We start from the raw sequence: 17,625 nt of genomic DNA on the forward strand, positions 1-17,625 counted from the left end.
AAACCCTAATCACTATTGATTAGGGTTTTTTATTTTTATCTGAAACAGGTATTAGTATCTGTAATATTCAGGTTTAAAAGGGCCTTCGGGTTTTACGCCTATGTATTCGGCCTGATCTTCACGTAATTCTGTAAGCTCAACTCCGATTTTTTCAAGGTGAAGTTTTGCCACTTTTTCATCGAGATGTTTTGGCAACATATATACTTTGTTTTCGTAATTATCGCTGTTGTTCCAAAGCTCGATCTGTGCTAAAGTCTGGTTCGTAAATGAGTTACTCATCACAAAACTTGGGTGACCGGTAGCACACCCCAGATTCACTAAACGACCTTCAGCCAAAATAATGATGTCCTTACCATCGATGGTGTATTTATCAACCTGAGGTTTGATGGTATTTTTAGTGTGTCCGTAGTTTTTCTTTAACCAGGCCATATCGATCTCATTGTCGAAGTGCCCAATATTACAAACGATGGTCTTATCTTTAAAAGCTTCAAAATGGCGTGCCTGAACGATGTCTTTATTTCCTGTAGTGGTAATCACGATATCAGCATTCGGTGCAACAGTTTCAAGTTTTTTAACTTCAAAACCGTCCATCGCAGCTTGAAGGGCACAGATCGGATCGATCTCTGTTACAGTTACGATACTTCCTGCACCTTTAAAAGATGCTGCCGTACCTTTACCTACATCGCCATAGCCACAAACAACAACACGTTTTCCTGCGAGCATGACATCGGTGGCACGACGAATGGCATCTACGGCACTTTCGCGACAGCCGTATTTATTATCGAATTTACTTTTAGTTACAGAATCGTTCACATTAATAGCCGGCATTGGTAATGTACCTTTGTTCATACGCTCGTATAAACGGTGCACTCCGGTAGTCGTTTCTTCGCTTAAACCTTTAATACCTGAAACTAATTCCGGGTATTTATCAAGTACCATGTTGGTAAGATCGCCACCGTCATCAAGAATCATGTTTAATGGTTTACGATCTTCTCCAAAAAAGAGTGTTTGCTCGATACACCAATCAAACTCTTCTTCGGTCATATCTTTCCACGCATAAACCGAAGTTCCTGCAGCAGCAATGGCAGCAGCAGCCTGATCTTGTGTTGAAAAAATATTACAAGAACTCCAGGTTACTTCCGCACCAAGGGCTTGTAATGTTTCGATAAGCACTGCAGTTTGAATGGTCATGTGCAGGCAACCTGCTATACGCGCGCCCTTCAAAGGTTGGGATGCGCCATATTCTTCACGCAAACTCATTAAGCCGGGCATCTCAGCCTGGGCCAGTTCAATTTCTTTTCTTCCCCAGTCTGCAAGTGTAATATCTTTCACTTTATGGGCAACGTAAGGCATTGTTTTTGTACTCATATATATGTTTCTTTTAAACTCGTAAATGTTCAACCTGAAAACCCTTTGCTTTAGCATTTAAAATAGTTAAATTCGCCTTGCAATAATGGTTTAAGTCCTTCAGGCTGCAAAGATAACCAATAACTTTTAGAATATTAAATGCCACTTTATAAAACTATTACTCCTAATTCCGAAACGGAAGTTAAGATTTGGCATATCGAAGAATCCTACGATGAATTCATGGCTGAGGTAGAATTAAAACCTGAAAGTTTGGAACGGGTTTTAGGGATGAAGAGTGTTTTGCATCAACGCGGATTTTTAAGTGTCCGCTGTTTATTGAAGGCTTTTGGTTATGCGGATACCGATCTGTATTATGATGATTTTGGCAAACCGCATTTGAAAGATGAAAAATACATTTCGATTACGCATTCCTTCTTTTTCTCTGCGGTGATCGTGAGCAATAGTCCCGTTGGGATCGATATTGAAAAACAACGCGAGAAAATTAGGGTCATTGCCCATAAGTTTATCGATTATGAATGCGATTATTTAGACCCGAAAGCGCCTGATTATGTAAACAAACTCACAGTAATTTGGTGCGTAAAAGAATCTTTATATAAATTATTTGCCACGCCGGGTTTAAGTTTTAAGGCGCATTGTTTGGTAATTCCGTTTATGTTAGAAGATAAGAAAACGACTGCATGGATCGATTACAATAGAACGAAACACAAATACCAAATTCAATTTTTGGAATTCGAAGGCTTTACCTGTGCTTTTACAGTTCCGTAAGAGCTCCTTTTTTAAAAATTGAAAAGAATAAAAAGATATTATGAATATTTCAGTTGAATTAACCTTATCGCCGCTTACCGATGATTTTGAAGACATTATCATCAGGTTTATAAAAAGACTTAGAGCATCAGGATTAAAGGTTCTTGAAAATCCGTTAAGCACTCAGGTTTATGGAGATTACGATACGGTGATGTCTGTATTGAATATCGAGATCAAAGAAACCTTTACTTTGATGGAACATGGTGTATTGTATATGAAACTGGTTACTTCAGACCGTCACGATTATGAGCCCGATTTTTGATTTTTTCTTTTCGCAGTATCGTGATTATGCCACGGTGGATATTATTCTGGAGATCGTTGCCGTGATCTTCGGCTTTTTGTCCGTTTGGTATTCCAAGCAAAATAATATTTTGGTGTTTCCTACCGGTATGGTGAGTACTATTATTTTTGTTTATTTATTGTTGAAATGGGGCTTGCTTGGTGATATGATGATCAATGGATATTACTTTGCTATGAGTGTTTATGGCTGGTATATCTGGACACGGAAAGTAGATGCTACCCACGTAACACCAATCACCAGAACCACAGACAACGAAAAAAAACTGAGTACAGCGATATTTATTGCGACCCTCTTATTTGTTTATTTAGTTTACACTGTTTTCGATAAGTGGACGAGCTGGACAGCTTATGTGGATACCGTTACAACTGCTGTATTTTTTGTAGGGATGTGGCTTATGGCACGGCGTAAGATTGAAAACTGGATCTTCTGGATTATTGGAGATATTATTTCGGTACCTTTGTACTTTTATAAAGGTTTAACCTTTACGAGTCTTCAATATTTAGGGTTCACATTCATAGCCGTATTTGGTTATTTAGCATGGAAGAAAAATTTAAACAACAACCTGCAAACTGCGTAAAAGTAGTTTTGTTCGGTCCTGAGTCAACCGGTAAAACAACCTTGTCGCGTCAGTTAGCGCGATACTATAACTCCGTTTGGGTACCTGAATATGCTCGTGAATATTTGCAGAACAAATGGAATAACGAGCGCAAAACTTGTGAGCCGCATGATCTGTTACCCATAGCAGCAGGACAAATGGCGATGGAAAACGATCTTGCTGGGAAAACAAATACGGTGCTCATTTGTGATACCGATCTGTTGGAAACCAAAGTATATTCAGAGACCTATTATTTAGGGAGTTGTGATCCCGTTTTAGAAAAATATGCTCTGGAAAATACCTACGATCTATATTTTTTAACCTACATCGATACGCCTTGGGAGGCCGATGATCTGAGGGATAAACCCGAAGAACGCGAGGCGATGTTCAAGGCTTTTGAAAATGAACTGATCAAACAGAATAGACCATACGTTTTGCTGAAAGGCGATAAAAAAACACGATTGGAAACCGCAACTAAACATATAGATAAATTATTAAAAACCGCTTTATAATGTTTACAGATAATGAGATAGCAGAATTAAAAGCGAAAGGAAAACACGTGGATGATATTGGTGCTCAGATAGCCCAGATCAAGAAGGGGATGTCTTATTCCCATCTGGTATCGGCCGCCACTGTTGGTGATGGTATTGAACGTTTTGATTATGCTACGACCAACTATTTTATTCGCATTTTCGAATCGAGTCAGGAATTTCTTGATATCATAAAATTTGTTCCTGCTTCCGGTGCGGCCACAAGGATGTTTAAATTCTTGTTTAATTTTTTGGACGAATACGATCCATTTGAAGAATCGGTTGATGAGTTTGCTGATAAACAGCCCAATGATAAGTTGAAAACCTTTATTTCTGAAATGGAATATTTTCCTTTTTACGACGAGGTTGTAGAAAAGATGGAAGATCTATATCCAAACTATGACAATCTGGATAAAAATGAAGTTTATGTAGCCTTTGTAAAAGCTATGCTTAGCCAGGAAGGGCTTAATTTTAGTTTTTTACCTAAAGGATTATTGCCATTTCATACCTACGGAAAACAAACAGTAACAGCCTTTTATGAGCATATGCAGGAAGCTACGTTGTACGCTTCGGCACATCAAAAGGCGAAACTTCATTTTACCGTTTCTGAAAAACATCTCTCTGATTTTGCATCAGAATGGAATACTATAAAAACCGGTTTAGAAGAAAAAACAGCTACCAGTTTCGACGTGAGCTTTTCCACTCAAAGTGATAAAACCGATACCATCGCATTGACTGAAGACAACAAAATCTTTAAACACAACGGAAAAATATTGTTTCGTCCAGCCGGCCATGGGGCCTTGTTGGAAAATTTGAATGCTTTGGAAGCGGACCTGATATTCATAAAAAATATCGACAATATTGTTGTTTTTAATAAGAACCGCGAACAGTCGCGATACAAAAAGCTGTTGGCAGGGGTGTTACTAAATGCTCAGGAACAGGTATTTAATTACTTGCATGATCTGGATAAAAACCGCGGATCGGAGACCGAATTGCTTACTATTGCATCATTCCTAAACAAAACCTTGAACGTGAAATTAGACGAAGATTTTGAGGATTTTTCATTAGAAGAAAAAGCATCGTATTTACATGATAAATTAAATCGTCCAATTCGGGTATGCGGCATGGTTGAAAATAAGGGTGAGCCCGGTGGTGGTCCGTTTTGGGTACGTGATTCTAATGGTGATATCTCACTTCAAATTGTAGAGTTTGCTCAAATAGATATTCATGATAAAAAACAAAAAGCCATTGTTAAAAAAGCGACACATTTCAATCCAACGGATTTAGTTTGTGGCGTAAAAGATTATAAGGGAAATCATTTTAACCTCATGGATTTTACGGATCCGGATACGGCTTTTATTAACATGAAAACTCAAAATGGAAGGCCTATAAAAGCCCTTGAGCGCCCCGGCTTATGGAATGGTAGTATGGCGTATTGGAATACGATCTTTGTTGAAGTGCCACTGGATACTTTCAATCCGGTGAAAACCGTAAACGACCTATTAAAACCGGAACACCGCGGCTCGTGAATTACTCGAAAGAAGGCTTAATAAACGAATTGGATTTTAAAGCGGTCCGCAGCTCCGGTAGTGGCGGGCAGCATGTGAATAAGGTGTCTTCCAAAGTGGAATTACATTTTAATCTGATGGCATCTGAAGCTTTAGATGAAGGGATAAAAGCAAGATTAGAGCAGAAATGGCAAAATCGCCTAACTAAAGAGGGTGAACTTATTTTACAGTGTGATGACACCAGAAGTCAGCATAAAAATAAAGAACGCGTTATCAAGCGATTTTTTAAATTACTCGATGAAGCATTGGTTCGGCCAAAAAAAAGAAAACCTACAAAACCTTCGAAAGCGGCCATTAAAAAGCGATTGAAAAGTAAAAAGATCCGATCCGAAAAAAAGGCTTCCAGGCAAAAACCGGATATTAGTTAAAAAAACCTTTCGATTGGTTTCTCAATTAAGGCAAGCTCATTATCTTTGTACCGTTCTCAAAAAAGGGGTGCCTATTATCGGCTGAGATCATACCCATTGAACCTGGAACAGGTAATGCTGTTTAGGAATAATGAATTTTAAACAAAGCCACCCATTTATAAATGATGGCCTTGATGGGGATTCAACAAAAATCATTTCATAACCAATAAAGAATAATGACCTCTTTTTATTCGATTATAAATTTTTTTAATCGACATGAAAAATTATGTTCTTTGTGCAGCACTTTTGCTGTTTTCAATTTCAGGTTTTGCCCAGCAAAATCAAGTGTCTCAAGACACGACCAAAACCCAGGAACTCGATGAGGTTCTGGTACAAGCCGTTAGGGTAAATGCGGATTCACCAATTACCCATTCCAACCTTACCAAGCAAGAATTAGCCAAACGGAATTTAGGGCAGGACATGCCGCAACTATTAAATTTTTTACCTTCTGTGGTAACTACCAGTGATGCGGGTGCGGGTGTTGGGTATACCGGAATTCGCGTACGTGGAACTGATGCTACACGTGTAAATGTTACAATCAACGGAATTCCTTATAATGATCCTGAAAGTCAGGGGACGTTTTGGGTGAATTTAGGTGATTTTGCTTCGTCCGTGGAAAGTCTGCAATTACAACGCGGTGTAGGAACTTCTACCAATGGTTCCGGCGCTTTTGGGGCGAGTTTGAATTTATTAACGGATGCTGTTACGAAAGATGCTTCTGCTGAAATTTCCAATAGTTTCGGGAGTTATAATACCCGAAAACACACGGTAAAAATGAGTACCGGATTACTGAATGACCATTTTGAGATTTCCGGGCGACTTTCAAAAATATATTCTGATGGTTACGTAGATCGCGCGTTTACCGACTTAAAATCTTATTTTTTACAAGGGATTTATAAAGATGACAACACCTTGATTAAAGCCATTACTTTTGGTGGTAAAGAACGCACTTATCAATCCTGGTATGGTCTTACGGCAGATCAACTTCAGGAAGATCGTCGTCAAAACCCGTACACTTATGATAATGAGACCGATAATTATTGGCAAGATCATTATCAGTTACATTGGAATCAACGATTCAATAACTTCTGGTCCACTAATCTTGGTTTGAATTATACCAAGGGGAAAGGGTATTTCGAACAATATAAAACGGACGAATTAGCAGCCGATTTTGCCAACCTGATCGAAGATGGTTCAGATGTGATCGTTCGACGCTGGCTGGACAATGATTTCTATGTGCTTACAGCCAACGTTACTTATAAAACGAGTCGATTGGAGTGGATCACGGGATTATCATTGAGTTCTTACACCGGAGATCATTTTGGTGAAGTGATTTGGGGAAGTAACCTGGCGCCAAACACCATGATCCGCGACCATTATTATGATGGAACGTCTTTAAAAAATGACTACAGTGTGTTTTCGAAAGCTACTGTTATCCTTACAGATAAGCTTACCGGTTTTGCCGATTTGCAAGGTCGTTTTGTAACCTACAAAACCAATGGATTAAATTCTGATCGTATCGATTTCAATACCAATGCCAGATTCAATTTTTTCAATCCTAAAGTTGGTTTAACTTACGATCTAACCAAGGCGAGTAGTTTTTATACCTCATTTGCTGTGGCCAATCGCGAACCAAACCGAGATGATTTTGAAGCCGGAGTTACCGAAAATGAAACGCTTAACGATGTAGAATTGGGATGGCGTTTCAAAACGTCGAATTTACGTTTGAATTCCAACCTGTATTATATGTTCTACAAAAATCAGCTGGTACTTACCGGAGCCCTTGATGATGTTGGAAATCCGGTGCGGGCTACCAGTGGAAAAAGCTACCGTTTAGGATTGGAAGTTGATGCGCATTGGCAGATCAGTAATGCGTTTAGTTTGGCACCGAACGCCGCGATAAGTCAGAATAAGAATCGAAATTTTACTACATCCAGAAATGGTGAATTGATTAATCTGGGGGATACCAATATTGCTTTTTCACCGGATGTCGTGATCGGGAATAGATTCACCTACCAGCCCGTTTCAAATTTTGATATGAGTTTATTGAGTAAATACGTTGGTAAACAATATATGGGTAATACCGATAATCCGGAATCTGTTTTGGATAGTTATTTTGTGAATGATATTAATGTGAATTATGTGATAACTCCTAAATCACTGTTCAAATCGATTACTTTATCCGCTTTGGTGAACAATATTTTTAACAAAGAATATGTGTCGAATGGGTATTTCGGATCGTATGATTATCCGGATACCGGCAGTCCTACCGGGACTACTACAGGATATTACGCAGGCTATTATCCTCAGGCAACTACAAACTTTTTGTTGGGTGCCACCTTTAAATTTTAATGAAATTTATCCTCTAAACTTTCCCCTCCTCCGGAGGGGTCAGGGGAGGATTTGATAGCACTTACCTTTAAGGTTCTCGCTTTGACTTTAGTCTAAAAATAAAAACCACTCAAGTAAAATAGGTAAACATTATCCTTCCCTTAGACCTTGTCACCCTGAACTTGTTTCAGGGTCTACCAAGGATAAGGAAAATAGATGCTGAAACAAGTTCAGCATGACATGTCTTCTAGTGATTAATGCTTGTCTTTCTTTGCGATTATGAGGGGAGGATTTAATTTGAAATAAACAGCGTATTACCGGATTTTTCAACGCGATAAAACTTCAAACCACATTGGAGGTTGGTGTTTTCAGGAAGTCCGTTTACAAGATTATACTTGTTTTTATCTTCACAGCCGCAAGTGGCAAATAAACCTGAATTCATCAAAACAGAGCAAGATTGCAATACATGATTAGGATCTGCGGCATCCCAGGCCAGATAATCCACACCTGTGTAAGCAATGATTATGCCTGCGTTACCCTGATTTGGCTCATAAACAGAGTTTCCTGCAAATTGTAATTGGCTGTATTGGGGCAAATTAAGATCGATGGTTAAATTAACTCCAACATTTAGCAAAAAACGACAGTTCTCATTTTGGTTGATGTTATTGCTACAAGAAAATACGAGGAGAAAAATAAAAAGAATATAAGGCGATCTCATAGCAAGAATATTTGGATTCGAAAGGTACAATAAAAGTAAAACGCGTTAAAATATAATTTTATTATCTCATAATGCACCTTGACTTTTAAGGGTTTAATGCATGTAGTTTTAGGCTTCGAACTAACATCATATTTAAAATTTTTGTATTTTTGAAATTACAATCTCGTGTTCGCGGGATTTTTTTATATGCTGAATTTTTCAGCATCTTTTAATATTAAATGATGACGTTATGAGTAAAGTATCATACTATACACCTGAAGGATTAAAGAAATTAAGAGACGAGTTAAAGCAATTAAAAGACGTGGAGCGCGTAAAAGCCTCTAAAGCTATAGCCGAAGCCAGAGATAAAGGAGACTTGAGTGAAAATGCAGAGTACGATGCTGCAAAAGAAGCGCAGGGAATGTTGGAAATGCGAATTTCTAAATTAGAAGATGCTTTGGCTGGTGCTCGTATTATCGACGAATCGCAATTGGATAATTCTAAAGTTTTGGTCTTATCGAAGGTGAAAATAAAGAACCAAACCAACGGTGCCGAGATGGTTTACACACTGGTAGCCGATGGTGAAGCTGATCTGGCTTCAGGTAAAATTTCTGTGAATTCACCAATAGGTAAGGGGCTACTTGGTAAATCGGTTGGCGATGTTGCAGAGATCCAGGTGCCAAGCGGTACAATGAAGTTTGATATCATTGAAATTTCCAGATAAAACCAAAAACCAATGGCAACTATTTTTACAAAAATAATTGAAGGTGACATTCCTTGTTTTAAAATTGCGGAAACCGATAATTTTTTAGCGTTTTTGGATATTAATCCAAACACCAAGGGGCACACACTTTGTATTCCTAAAAAAGAGGTCGATAAAATTTTCGATTTGGATGAGGAAACCTACACCGAACTTATGAAATTTTCCAGAAAAGTGGCACTTGCCATTAGAAAAGCCATTCCCTGTAAGCGCGTTGGGATGTCGGTTATTGGTCTGGAAGTACCTCATGCTCATGTACACCTTATACCACTTCGCGATATGGAAGATGCTCGTTTCACTAAAAAGGCGCATCCTTCCAAGGAAGAATTCCAAAAATTAGCTGATGCTATTAAGGCTGAGCTATAATTTCGAATAAAACAGGGTAAAGCCAACGCCTACAAGTACAATTGCTACAAAAACAATAACTACCCAACCCAAAACCTTTAATCGGAAAGTCGATTTATTAGGGTGAAATGCTTTACGATGATAGTCGTAAACGCGTTCAATATCGTCTGTCCATTGTACAGGGTAAATAGTAGACTCGCAATTTGCACAAGTCATTTCATTTTTAACTTCCGAAGTGAGCCATTTGTAAAGCTTTGACTCTTTAATTTTTTGGTAAAAGGTAATTTGAAGATGTTCGTTACTATAACAAACCGGACAATTATTTTTTAAATTAACTTCTTTAACCTCAATAAATTTTTCAGGCATTGGTGGCGCGTTTTAATATGATTTCCATAGTGGTTCCTTTATCCTTTTCAGAATGCAGAACTTTAATTTTACCATGATGAAAATCTTCAATAATGCGCTTAGACAAGGACATTCCCAAACCCCAACCACGTTGTTTTGTGGTAAATCCTGGTTCAAAAATGTTTTTAAAATCCTTTTTAGGAATGCCTTTTCCCGTATCGGAGACATGAACTTTTATGTTGTTCTCTAATTGCTCAATATCAATTCGAAGTGTTCCACGTCCCTTCATAGCATCTATGGCATTTTTTACCAGATTTTCAATCACCCAACTATAAAGTTGTTTATTAAGATGTACGGGAATTTCTTCATTTGGGACGTTAAGTTCAAAATTTATCAATTTGGAAGCTCTCGATTTCAGGTAATCAAAAGAATTTATGGTTTCCTGAATAATATCTGTTACCACAAGTGTAGGTAAGGATCCAATTTTGCTGAAACGTTCGGTAATGGTTTGTAACCTATCAATATCTTTTTCTATTTCAGTAATGTATTCAGGATTGATATGTTCCGATTTTAAAATTTCGGTCCAGCCAATAAGTGAGGATAATGGGGTTCCAATTTGATGCGCTGTCTCTTTGGCCATGCCAGACCAAAGTTTATTTTGTGTTGCATTTTTGGTGCTGCTGTAAAAAAAGAAAATTACAGCCACAAAAAGCACTACAATTAACAAAAGGGCTAACGGATAGTATTTTAGCTTGTTTAAAAGTTCGGAGTTTCCATAGTAAATTGTGCTAACCACGGTATGATCTATAACTACGGGAATGGGATCATTCTCCTGTTTAAAAGCATTAATGAGTCTTTTAACAGAAAGCGAATCCGATATCTTGTTCTCATCAATATTATTATAACTCGTTAAATTTCCTTTAGAATCAACCACCAACATCGGTGTGGAATGGTTACTCGTTAATATTTTCAGGGGTAATTCTAAATTTTCGTCGGTAGAGCTATTGATTAATGTAGATTGTGCAGCAGACCAATTTTCCATTTTATTGCGTTCTTCTTCCTTAAAATGTTGAAAGAACTCATAGGTTTTCCAAAGGATCAGGGTGACAATAATAAAAGAAGCTATCACCATTATCCAGCGAAGCGCATTACTATTTTTGCTAAAAACCATACTTAATAAAATGAATCGTTAATATAATGCAAAACTGTTAATATTATTGTCTTAGTTGTTAGTAAATCTGTTTTTAGTTCAAGACGAGATTAGTTACATTTGTTTTAATTAAAAAAGTTTATGCCGTCTATAGAACCAAAAAGTGTATCCGTAAGTAAATTACATAGTTACCTTTTAAGTGCCGTAGCGCCTAGACCCATTGCCTTTGCCAGTACTGTTGATGCGGAAGGCAATCCAAATCTGTCGCCATACAGTTTTTTTAATGTTTTTAGTTCGAATCCACCAACGTTGGTGTTTTCGCCCTCACGTCGTGTTCGCGATAATACGGTAAAGCATACATTAGAGAATATTGAAGCTACAGGAGAGGTGGTCATTAATGTGGTGAACTACGATATGGTTCATCAAATGTCATTGAGCAGTACAGAATATGACAAAGGCGTGAATGAATTTGATAAAGCTGGTTTAACCATGCTGAAATCGGAAGTGGTAAAACCTTTTCGAGTGGCCGAATCGCCAGTGCAAATGGAGTGTAAGGTGATGGATATCATTAAACTGGGAACTGAAGGTGGCGCAGGAAATCTGATCATTTGCGAGGTTCTAAGGTTACATATTGATGATGAGGTTTTAGATGAAGATGGTGCGATTAACCAGGTGAAGCTAGATTTGGTGGCACGTGCCGGAGGCAGTTTTTATTCAAGGGCGAAAAAAGGATTTTTTGAAATTCCGAAACCCATTAGAACTAAGGGTATTGGTGTGGATAGTTTCCCTGATCACGTTAAAAACAGTATGATTTTAACCGGAAATAATTTAGGAATGTTAGGCAATGTTGAAGCCCTGCCTACCAAAGAGGCGGTGGCGGAGTTTATTGCCAGTCTTTCTGAACGCTATCCGAACATTAAATCGGCTACACATCGGGAAAAACATAAATTGGCTCGTAATTATTTAAGCTTTGGAGATGTTGATAGCGCCTGGAAAATATTACTGAGTTAATGGATTAAAACAACAAATTGAATATAAATAAGAAATAAATAGTAAAACATGGAAGTTCAAGGAAGAATTAAATTGATTGGAGAAACACAAACCTTTGGAAATAACGGATTTAGAAAACGCGAGGTTGTAGTTACTACAGAGGAGCAATATCCGCAACACATCATGATCGAGTTTGTGCAGGATAAAACAGAGTTGTTAAACAGTTACCAAGTGGGGCAACAAGTGAAGATCAATATTAATTTAAGAGGAAGAGAATGGGTTAACCCGCAAGGCGAAACAAAATATTTTAACTCTATTCAAGGTTGGCGTATTGAAGCTTTACAAACAGAAGCTTCAGGCGATGTGCCACCTGTGCCTCCGGCTGATGCTTTTGAACCTGCCGGCGATCTAAATGAAGATGATCATGATGATCTGCCATTTTAAAATAATTCGATTTTACGAAATTGAAAATCGTTAAAATAGAAACCTTTCAATACTTTTATTGGAAGGTTTTTTTATTTTTAGATCATGCGTTTTTTAAATGATACCATATGGTTTCCTCCACCTCAAGAAGCTACCGATGACGGTTTGCTGGCAGTTGGTGGCGATCTTTCTACGGCACGTTTAAAACTGGCGTATCAATCGGGGATATTTCCCTGGTTTGAGCATGAAACACCTATTTTATGGTGGTCGCCCGATCCACGATTTGTGTTATTTCCTAAGGAACTCAGAGTGTCTAAAAGCATGAAAAAGGTACTTCGAAACAGCGAGTTTAAAGTAACAACAAATCAGGCCTTTGATGCCGTAATAACTCATTGTGCTACCGCAGAGCGTTACGATCAACACGGAACGTGGATAACCCACGATATGATTAAGGCCTATAATAACCTTCATAAATTGGGTTATGCTATTTCAGTCGAAGTTTGGAAGGATGACGCATTGGTAGGGGGTCTTTATGGCATCGATATGGGTAATGGTATCTTTTCCGGAGAAAGTATGTTTTCAAAAGTAAGTAATGCCAGTAAGGCCGGGTTTATAAGCTTTATTCAAAAGAGTGATTATAAATTGATCGATTGCCAGGTTTATACCAAACATTTAGAAAGTCTTGGAGCTAAACCTATCCCGAGAAGCCAATTTCTAACTTATTTATAAAATTTATTCAGGCTGATTTAAATTTTTAGAACGGCTGCCGTTAAAATGAACAATACATTTTGCTGATCGTAATGCCGCGTTCTGATCTGATAGTCTAAAGTAGGTCCGGCGAAAATCGTTAATTTTTTTGTAAGTTTCCACCCAATAACTACCGTTGTACGTTCATTGAATCTTGGCGCCCGGTCTTTATTTAAGGTTAATAAACCTTCCACAGCACCATATAAAAAAGGTTCTCCAACCTCCAGAGTGGGTCCTTTTAAAGGAAAATCAACGGCATACTGATAACGCTCTCTAAAATTAGTAAATCCTTCATAAAAGCGTTGCTCGATACGAAATCGGTGGCTATGTCGCCAAACTGATTTTTTTGATTTTATTTCGTATGCTTCAGTGAGTCGAATTTCATTGGATCCCGGATCAAACCAGCTTCTGTTTCTTAAATTTATTCCCAGGCTCGCCGTTTGATTATTGTTTATTTTAAAACTGGAAAAATGTGTTAATTCCAAAAGAAGTTGCCTGAACTGTAGTCCGTTTTCATCATAAACAACGTAACGCGATCGTAAGGAAAAATCAATGCTGTATCTAGGGCTAGCCTTATGTTCAACACCAAATTGTGATTGCGACCAGGTTATAAAATCATTTTGAGAGAATCCAATAAGGCCTTGAAGCATCAAAGCCAAAATAAGTAGGTTATGGAACGTTTTTCTATTCAATTCTCAGATTATTAAACTTCTAGATAACGGAAACACTGTACCTCATGATCATTTACCATGCCGGTGGCTTGCATATGGGCATAAACCACGGTAGAACCTACAAATTTAAAACCTCGTTTTTTCAGATCGGCACTAATACGATCACTTAAAGGCGTATTGGCAGGCGCCTCTTTATGGTTTTTGAGCTCGTTTTTAATAGGTTTTCCATCAACAAAGCCCCAAATATAGTTGCTGAAACTTCCAAATTCATCCTGTATAATCATGAAAGCTTGAGCATTCGAGACTGTTGCCTTTATTTTTAATTTATTTCGAATGATGCCGGCGTCGTTTAATAAAGCATCAATTTTTTCTTGTGGATATTGGGCAATTTTTTTGTAATCAAATTGATCGAAAGCCTGACGGAAGTTTTCACGTTTTCTGAGGATCGTGATCCAACTTAAACCCGCCTGAAAAGTTTCTAAAGTTAGAAATTCAAAGAGGGTAGCATCATCGTAAACCGGAACACCCCATTCGGTATCATGATATGCTTCATACAGAGGATCCCCCAAACACCAACCACATTTGTGTTTTTTCATCAGAACTACGGAATAAAAAAGATTCTATAAAAAGTAAAAGTATGACAAAAGTCAGCATAATTAAAACAAACAGCCTGTAATTTTGTTCTGTTAGTTTTTGTTCTATTTAAATATGATATCCCATGAATTCAACAATAAAAACCAGTTTAGATCGAAGCATCACTTATGAGGAATACCGAACTTTAACCCATCATCTTAGTATGACCAACGGAACGTCTGGAAAAGAGCAATCTGAGGCCCACATTCAATTTACAAAACTCAATGACAGGCGAATGAAACGCTGGGATAAAACCCTAAAAATAAACAAGGCCGATGCCGAGACGTTCAAGCGTTACGAACAAAAATTGATCTGGTTAGTTTTGGCTGAAAGCTGGTGTGGCGATGGTGCTCACATGCTGCCCGTTTTGAATAAAATAGCACAGATTAATCCGAATATTGAATTACGAATTGTGCTTCGGGATGATAACCTTGAATTGATGGATAACTTCTTAACTCAAGGTAATCGTGCCATTCCTAAAGTTATTATGATCGATAAGGAAACCGGAAATGTTATTGGCACCTATGGGCCGCGCCCTTCCGAAGTTACAGGATATGTGAATAGATTCAAGGCGGCTAATGGGGTATTAACAGCAAGTTTTAAGGAGGATTTGCAATATTGGTATAATGATGATAAAGGAAAAACCATTATTCAGGATCTCATCCAAATATTAAGCCGATTACAGCCTAGTGTTTCCCTATGAAATTAAAGGTGATTGTACCTAACTGTGAAGGTTTATTAACTGCAGAACTGAATTTGGATTCCCTGGCATATTCCAGAGCGTGCTCTGTTAAACACTCGTTGGAAGAGGAAGACGAATTATTAATGTAAGCATCGGTAACATCACCACGTGCGTTTACGGTAATATTAACTACGATTTTACCACCAACTTCGCACAAATAAACCGGAATTGGGATATAAATCTTTTCTCTGTCAATAAGGGAAAATCTAATGGTACTGCTACCGTTATTGCTGTCATCCTTTTGTTTTTTTAGAAGCTCGTTTACTTTATCAAATGAAGAAATTTCTTCGCGATTCACTTTGGAATCTTCGTATTCATGAGATTTTGCAAAGGTTTGTAATTCCTCGTAATTGGAAGATTTTGGAACATAGTCTTTTGGAGGGGCAATCGATTTATAAGCCTGATCAAAACGTTTACTTTCCTTATTTTCGTTATAGGCCTGATTGGTCTCAGGCTTGGTATTATTTAATTTGTCCATGGCTTCTAAAACCTTCATTTCTTCGGGAGTTAAAGGTTTTTCGGGTTCAATTTCGTAATAACTTTCGGCGATATTAGCCTCCTTTTGTTTTAGGCTAAAGCTAAACACAGAAAGCACGACGGTTCCTGCCATGAAGAAGGTAATTAATAGGGCTTTATGTTGATCTGTTAGGTGCAAATCGAATAAAATTTAGAGCATTTCTATACCCAATATACGTAAAAATAAAGAATTTAGTTCTTTAGGTTATTTATGAAGTCATCAATGCTCAGAGCATCATCCACATGAAATTCGCCAATTTTAGTACGTCGCAGAGCCGATAAATGGGCGCCGGCATCTAAAGCTTTTCCAAAATCATGGGCTAAAGACCGAATGTAGGTTCCTTTACTGCAAACCACTTTAAAATCAACGTTTAAATCATCAATTTTGGTAATATCGAAGGTGTTGATCTCAACCTGCCTGGATTTAATTTCAACAGCTTCACCATCACGCGCAAATTCATAGAGACGTTTACCATCCTTTTTAATGGCTGAAAAAACAGGAGGAAATTGTTCTATAATTCCGGTAAATTGTTTTGTTGTTTCGCGTATTATTGTTTCGGAGATATGATCTGTGGGATAGGTTTTGTCGATTTCCGTTTCTAAATCGTAGGAAGGTGTTGTACTTCCCAAAACAATGGTACCGGTGTATTCTTTGATCTGTCCTTGAAAGGTGTTAATTTGTTTGGTCATTTTTCCTGTACAAATGACCAACAAACCTGTAGCAAGCGGATCTAACGTTCCCGCATGTCCCACTTTTATTTTTTTTATGTTGAAGGCTTTTCTTATCGCCCAGCGTAATTTGTTAACTACTTGAAAAGAGGTCCAGTGTAAAGGCTTATCAATTAAAATAACTTTTCCGTTTAGGAAATCTTCTTTGGTCGGCATAACGATTTAGTATAAGAAAGACACCCCAATAGCGATAACACCAACAACAAAACAGTACACAGCAAAGTAGGACAGTTTACTTTTTTTAACTAGCGTGATCATCCAGGTACAGGCGAATAATCCTGCTATAAATGCGGTGATAAATCCTATAGTTAAACCGGTGATGTTAGCCGTGTGGAAACTCAGTTCACCTCCCATAATATCCTTGGCGATTTTGCCTAAAATAAGCGGCACTACCATTAAGAAAGAAAAGCGAGCGGCTTTGGTTTTGTCATTTCCCAATAAAACCGAGGTGGAAATAGTTGCACCGGATCTGGAAATACCGGGAAGTAAAGCGATGGCCTGCGAAATACCAATAACAAAGGCATTTCCAAAACTCACAGGCTTACCGGTGTTTTTGGCGCGATCAGCAAGGTATAACAATAAACCGGTGATGATCAACATAAAACCAACCAAAACCACCTGACCACCAAATAATTGTTCTAATTCACTTTCAAAAAGAACTCCTATGATGGCAGCAGGAATCATAGACACTATAATTTTTGCAATAAAACTGAGATCGTCATTCCATTTAAAGGTCAAGGCACCTTTAATGAGACTTAATATATCTTTTCTAAAAACAACGATGGTGCTTAAAGCCGTTGCAAAATGTAAAACAACTGTAAATAGCAGGCTTTGTTCCGGGACTTGCGTATCGCCTAAAATAGCTTTTGCCAGTTCTAAATGGCCACTTGATGAAACGGGTAAAAATTCTGTAAGGCCCTGAATAAGCCCAAGAATAATGGAGTCTAAAATATTATTCATGGTGTAAAAATAG

The 17,625-nt window shown here is 37.9% G+C and carries 22 protein-coding genes; 13 read left to right on the forward strand and 9 right to left on the reverse strand.

Going from position 1 to position 17,625, the window contains the following annotated elements; genetic code table 11:
• Window positions 1-51: 51 nt before the first annotated feature.
• The gene (ahcY, locus tag ABD682_RS05000) at window positions 52-1,368 is read right to left on the reverse strand and encodes an adenosylhomocysteinase (protein WP_344739692.1); all 1,317 of its coding nucleotides are present in this window, start codon (window positions 1,366-1,368) and stop codon (window positions 52-54) included.
• A gap of 138 nt (window positions 1,369-1,506) precedes the next feature.
• On the opposite strand from ahcY, the gene ABD682_RS05005 reads away from it, so the two are divergent.
• The 7 genes from ABD682_RS05005 to ABD682_RS05035 all read left to right on the forward strand — a co-directional run bounded on the left by ABD682_RS05005 (window position 1,507) and on the right by ABD682_RS05035 (window position 7,925).
• Window positions 1,507-2,133, forward strand: a complete 627-nt coding sequence (locus tag ABD682_RS05005; RefSeq protein WP_344739694.1) for a 4'-phosphopantetheinyl transferase family protein — start codon at window positions 1,507-1,509, stop codon at window positions 2,131-2,133.
• Window positions 2,134-2,173: 40 nt separating this feature from the next.
• Complete coding sequence (locus ABD682_RS05010) at window positions 2,174-2,434, forward strand: YkoF family thiamine/hydroxymethylpyrimidine-binding protein (protein WP_344739696.1); 261 nt, start codon at window positions 2,174-2,176, stop codon at window positions 2,432-2,434.
• On the forward strand, window positions 2,418-3,050 hold the full coding sequence (gene pnuC, locus ABD682_RS05015) for a nicotinamide riboside transporter PnuC (RefSeq protein ID WP_344739698.1): 633 nt from the start codon (window positions 2,418-2,420) through the stop codon (window positions 3,048-3,050). Before ABD682_RS05010 ends, pnuC begins: the two co-directional genes overlap by 17 nt.
• Window positions 3,011-3,580: an AAA family ATPase gene (locus ABD682_RS05020; protein ID WP_344739700.1), complete on the forward strand. Its 570-nt coding sequence runs from the start codon at window positions 3,011-3,013 to the stop codon at window positions 3,578-3,580. The genes pnuC and ABD682_RS05020 overlap by 40 nt, the downstream gene beginning before the upstream one ends.
• The gene (locus ABD682_RS05025) at window positions 3,580-5,127 is read left to right on the forward strand and encodes a DUF4301 family protein (protein WP_344739702.1); all 1,548 of its coding nucleotides are present in this window, start codon (window positions 3,580-3,582) and stop codon (window positions 5,125-5,127) included. Before ABD682_RS05020 ends, ABD682_RS05025 begins: the two co-directional genes overlap by 1 nt.
• Window positions 5,124-5,534: an alternative ribosome rescue aminoacyl-tRNA hydrolase ArfB gene (gene arfB / locus ABD682_RS05030; protein WP_344739704.1), complete on the forward strand. Its 411-nt coding sequence runs from the start codon at window positions 5,124-5,126 to the stop codon at window positions 5,532-5,534. Before ABD682_RS05025 ends, arfB begins: the two co-directional genes overlap by 4 nt.
• A gap of 255 nt (window positions 5,535-5,789) precedes the next feature.
• Complete coding sequence (locus tag ABD682_RS05035) at window positions 5,790-7,925, forward strand: TonB-dependent receptor (protein WP_344739706.1); 2,136 nt, start codon at window positions 5,790-5,792, stop codon at window positions 7,923-7,925.
• A gap of 271 nt (window positions 7,926-8,196) precedes the next feature.
• On the opposite strand, the gene ABD682_RS05040 is transcribed toward ABD682_RS05035, so the two are convergent.
• Window positions 8,197-8,622, reverse strand: a complete 426-nt coding sequence (locus ABD682_RS05040) for a hypothetical protein (protein ID WP_344739708.1) — start codon at window positions 8,620-8,622, stop codon at window positions 8,197-8,199.
• A 229-nt stretch (window positions 8,623-8,851) separates the two neighbouring features.
• On the opposite strand from ABD682_RS05040, the gene greA reads away from it, so the two are divergent.
• On the forward strand, window positions 8,852-9,325 hold the full coding sequence (greA, locus tag ABD682_RS05045; protein WP_344739711.1) for a transcription elongation factor GreA: 474 nt from the start codon (window positions 8,852-8,854) through the stop codon (window positions 9,323-9,325).
• A gap of 12 nt (window positions 9,326-9,337) precedes the next feature.
• Window positions 9,338-9,727 (forward strand): HIT family protein, encoded by a 390-nt coding sequence (locus ABD682_RS05050; protein ID WP_344739713.1) that lies wholly within the window; start codon window positions 9,338-9,340, stop codon window positions 9,725-9,727.
• Here ABD682_RS05050 and ABD682_RS05055 read toward each other — a convergent pair.
• Together ABD682_RS05055 and ABD682_RS05060 are read right to left on the reverse strand one after the other, a co-directional pair.
• Window positions 9,722-10,072, reverse strand: a complete 351-nt coding sequence (locus ABD682_RS05055) for a hypothetical protein (protein WP_344739715.1) — start codon at window positions 10,070-10,072, stop codon at window positions 9,722-9,724. The two genes, ABD682_RS05050 and ABD682_RS05055, sit on opposite strands and share 6 nt — an antisense overlap.
• Complete coding sequence (locus tag ABD682_RS05060) at window positions 10,065-11,222, reverse strand: sensor histidine kinase (protein WP_344739717.1); 1,158 nt, start codon at window positions 11,220-11,222, stop codon at window positions 10,065-10,067. Before ABD682_RS05060 ends, ABD682_RS05055 begins: the two co-directional genes overlap by 8 nt.
• Window positions 11,223-11,342: 120 nt before the next feature.
• Here ABD682_RS05060 and ABD682_RS05065 point away from each other — a divergent pair, with 120 nt between their 5' ends.
• From ABD682_RS05065 to aat, 3 genes are all read left to right on the forward strand, one after another.
• Window positions 11,343-12,212 carry a flavin reductase family protein gene (locus tag ABD682_RS05065; RefSeq protein WP_344739719.1) on the forward strand — a complete coding sequence of 290 codons (870 nt, stop codon included), beginning with the start codon at window positions 11,343-11,345 and terminating at the stop codon, window positions 12,210-12,212.
• A gap of 48 nt (window positions 12,213-12,260) precedes the next feature.
• On the forward strand, window positions 12,261-12,635 hold the full coding sequence (locus ABD682_RS05070; protein WP_344739721.1) for a DUF3127 domain-containing protein: 375 nt from the start codon (window positions 12,261-12,263) through the stop codon (window positions 12,633-12,635).
• Between the two features lie 84 nt (window positions 12,636-12,719).
• Window positions 12,720-13,343: a leucyl/phenylalanyl-tRNA--protein transferase gene (gene aat, locus ABD682_RS05075; protein WP_344739723.1), complete on the forward strand. Its 624-nt coding sequence runs from the start codon at window positions 12,720-12,722 to the stop codon at window positions 13,341-13,343.
• A gap of 17 nt (window positions 13,344-13,360) precedes the next feature.
• Here aat and ABD682_RS05080 read toward each other — a convergent pair whose 3' ends face one another.
• Together ABD682_RS05080 and ABD682_RS05085 are read right to left on the reverse strand one after the other, a co-directional pair.
• Window positions 13,361-14,053 (reverse strand): DUF2490 domain-containing protein, encoded by a 693-nt coding sequence (locus tag ABD682_RS05080; RefSeq protein ID WP_344739725.1) that lies wholly within the window; start codon window positions 14,051-14,053, stop codon window positions 13,361-13,363.
• Between the two features lie 11 nt (window positions 14,054-14,064).
• Window positions 14,065-14,628, reverse strand: a complete 564-nt coding sequence (locus tag ABD682_RS05085) for a DNA-3-methyladenine glycosylase I (RefSeq protein WP_344739727.1) — start codon at window positions 14,626-14,628, stop codon at window positions 14,065-14,067.
• A 122-nt stretch (window positions 14,629-14,750) separates the two neighbouring features.
• On the opposite strand from ABD682_RS05085, the gene ABD682_RS05090 reads away from it, so the two are divergent.
• Window positions 14,751-15,368, forward strand: coding sequence for a thioredoxin family protein (locus tag ABD682_RS05090; protein ID WP_344739729.1), 618 nt, complete (start codon window positions 14,751-14,753; stop codon window positions 15,366-15,368).
• On the opposite strand, the gene ABD682_RS05095 is transcribed toward ABD682_RS05090, so the two are convergent.
• From ABD682_RS05095 to ABD682_RS05105, 3 genes are all read right to left on the reverse strand, one after another.
• A complete protein-coding gene (locus tag ABD682_RS05095) occupies window positions 15,352-16,017 on the reverse strand; it encodes a TonB family protein (RefSeq protein ID WP_344739731.1) in 666 nt (221 codons plus the stop codon). The two genes, ABD682_RS05090 and ABD682_RS05095, sit on opposite strands and share 17 nt — an antisense overlap.
• Window positions 16,018-16,115: 98 nt before the next feature.
• Window positions 16,116-16,808 carry a tRNA pseudouridine(55) synthase TruB gene (gene truB, locus ABD682_RS05100; RefSeq protein WP_344739733.1) on the reverse strand — a complete coding sequence of 231 codons (693 nt, stop codon included), beginning with the start codon at window positions 16,806-16,808 and terminating at the stop codon, window positions 16,116-16,118.
• Between the two features lie 6 nt (window positions 16,809-16,814).
• On the reverse strand, window positions 16,815-17,612 hold the full coding sequence (locus ABD682_RS05105; RefSeq protein ID WP_344739735.1) for an undecaprenyl-diphosphate phosphatase: 798 nt from the start codon (window positions 17,610-17,612) through the stop codon (window positions 16,815-16,817).
• Window positions 17,613-17,625: the final 13 nt, after the last annotated feature.

This window comes from Gaetbulibacter aestuarii, assembly GCF_039537665.1.
Classification (GTDB): Bacteria; Bacteroidota; Bacteroidia; order Flavobacteriales; family Flavobacteriaceae; genus Gaetbulibacter_A; species Gaetbulibacter_A aestuarii.